Genomic DNA, 2,505 nt, shown 5'->3' with positions numbered 1-2,505 from the left:
CAAAAACTAGACAAAGCATTCTAAGTTGCTGTAAATTGCGCCCAACTTCGCTCAACCAGTCAAATCGTGGCTGACAAACCGATCGCCAAAGCGCTTCGCAACGTGCTGGTCCTGCACGGCCCGAACCTCAATCTGCTGGGAACGCGCGAACCGGAAGTCTATGGCGCAACCACGCTGGCTGACATCAACGCCGCGCTGGCCGAACGGGCTCAGGCGCGCGGTGTCACGCTGGCGCACTTCCAGTCCAACCACGAGGGTGCACTGGTCGACCGCATCCACGCCGCCAAGAGCGAAGGCGTCGAATTCATCATCATCAACCCGGCCGCCTATACGCACACGAGCGTAGCCCTGCGCGACGCGCTGGCCGGCGTGGTGATCCCGTATATCGAGGTTCATCTGTCCAACGTGCACCGCCGTGAGCCGTTCCGCCACCATTCGTACTTGGCGGACCAAGCGGTGGGCGTGATTTGCGGTCTCGGCTGGCGCGGCTACCTGGCCGCGCTGGATTTCGTCATGGATCAACACGGCGGCTGACCAGTCGCCGTATTTTTTTCCCTCTCAACCCATTTAAACCAACGCAACGACGCCAGCGCCTGGAGCGCCTTTTTTGGCCGACGCAGCGAAGAGCCATTCGCGCGCGACCGCCCTTTTGCCCCAGACGCCGACGCTGCAGGAGAACGTTCATGGATTTGCGCAAGCTGAAAACGCTGATCGACCTCGTGGCCGAATCGGGCATCTCGGAACTCGAAGTGACCGAAGGCGAAGGCAAGGTCCGCATCGTCAAGTCGGCGCCGCAAGTGCTGGCCCCGATGCAATATGCGCCGATGCCAATGCAGGCTGCTCCGATGGCCGCCGCTGCGGCCGCCCCGGCCGCCGTCAGCGCTGAAGCTGCCGCGCCTGCCCTGCCGGCCGGCCACATCGTGACCTCGCCGATGGTCGGCACGTTCTACCGCGCGCCGTCGCCGGGTGCCGCCGAGTTCGTCAAGGTGGGCGACACCGTCAAGGAAGGCCAGACCATCTGCATCATCGAAGCCATGAAGCTGCTCAACGAGATCGAAGCGGACAAGGCCGGCGTCATCAAGGACATCCTGATCGAGAACGGCCAGGCCGTGGAATACGGTCAGCCGCTGTTCGTGATCGGCTGATCTTCCGGCATCTGACCCTCTTCGTGCGGCGCTCTCGGCGCTGCATCCGAGCGCGAGCCGGCGCGCGGGCCCACTGAGTACGGCCCAGCCATAGCGCCCTCGCCTCCCCTTTTTGTAGCGAGAACACGATGTTCGACAAGATCCTGATTGCGAATCGCGGCGAGATCGCGCTTCGCATCCAGCGCGCCTGCCGCGAACTCGGCATCAAGACCGTGGTGGTCTATTCCGAGGCGGACAAGGAAGCCAAATACGTCAAGCTGGCCGACGAAGCCGTGTGTATCGGCCCGGCACCGTCGCCGCTGTCGTACCTGAACATGCCGGCCCTGATCTCGGCGGCGGAAGTCACCGACGCCCAGGCCATCCACCCGGGCTACGGCTTCCTGTCGGAAAATGCCGACTTCGCCGAGCGCGTGGAGCAATCCGGCTTCACCTTCATCGGCCCGACGCCGGACTGCATCCGCCTGATGGGCGACAAGGTCTCGGCCAAGCAGGCCATGATCAAGTCCGGCGTGCCGTGCGTGCCGGGCTCGGAAGGCGCGCTGCCCGAAGACCCGAAGGAAATCCTGGCCACTGCCCGCAAGGTCGGCTATCCGGTCATCATCAAGGCTGCCGGTGGCGGTGGTGGCCGCGGCATGCGCGTGGTTCACACGGAAGCCGCGCTCATCAACGCCGTCAACATGACGCGCGAAGAAGCCGGCCGCGCCTTCGGCAACCCGGAAGTCTATATGGAGAAGTTTCTGGAGAATCCGCGCCACGTGGAAATCCAGATCCTGGCCGACCAGCACCGCAACGCCATCTGGCTGGGCGAGCGCGATTGCTCGATGCAGCGCCGCCACCAGAAGGTGATCGAGGAAGCGCCGGCACCGCACATCCCGCGCCGCCTGATCGAGCGCATCGGCGACCGCTGCGCCGACGCCTGCAAGAAGATCGGCTACCGTGGCGCCGGCACGTTCGAGTTCCTGTACGAGAACGGCGAGTTCTACTTCATCGAGATGAACACGCGCGTGCAGGTCGAGCACCCTGTCACGGAAATGATCACCGGCATCGACATCGTGCAGGAACAGATCCGCGTGGCGGCCGGCGAGAAGCTGCGCTTCCGTCAGAAGGACGTCGTCCTGAAGGGCCACGCCATCGAGTGCCGCATCAACGCTGAAGACCCGTTCAAGTTCACGCCGTCGCCGGGCCGCATCACGTCGTGGCACGTGCCGGGCGGCCCCGGCATCCGCGTCGATTCGCACGCCTACAACGGCTACTTCGTGCCGCCCAACTACGACTCGATGATCGGCAAGGTCATCTCGTACGGCGCCACGCGCGAGCAGGCCATCGCCCGCATGCGCATCGCCCTGTCGGAAATGGTGGT

3 protein-coding genes are annotated in these 2,505 nt (G+C 64.2%); all 3 read left to right on the top strand.

Annotation, left to right across the window (positions count from 1 at the left end; translation table 11 throughout):
* Positions 1-66 precede the first annotated feature (66 nt).
* Positions 67-534 (top strand): type II 3-dehydroquinate dehydratase, encoded by a 468-nt coding sequence (gene aroQ, locus QZ609_RS26390; protein WP_295501437.1) that lies wholly within the window; start codon positions 67-69, stop codon positions 532-534.
* 149 nt (positions 535-683) lie between these two features.
* Positions 684-1,145, top strand: a complete 462-nt coding sequence (gene accB, locus QZ609_RS26385; protein WP_295501435.1) for an acetyl-CoA carboxylase biotin carboxyl carrier protein — start codon at positions 684-686, stop codon at positions 1,143-1,145.
* 128 nt (positions 1,146-1,273) lie between these two features.
* A partial coding sequence (accC, locus tag QZ609_RS26380) for an acetyl-CoA carboxylase biotin carboxylase subunit (protein WP_295501434.1) occupies positions 1,274-2,505 on the top strand: 1,232 nt, incomplete at its 3' end.

This window comes from uncultured Ralstonia sp. (assembly GCA_913056305.1).
GTDB lineage: Bacteria > Pseudomonadota > Gammaproteobacteria > Burkholderiales > Burkholderiaceae > Ralstonia.
This window is presented reverse-complemented; position numbering and strand designations above follow the sequence as displayed.

Coding starts and splice junctions, on each gene's coding strand:
- accB (WP_295501435.1), top strand. CDS start 684: ATGGATTTGCGCAAGCTGAAAACGCTGATCGACCTCGTGGCCGAATCG.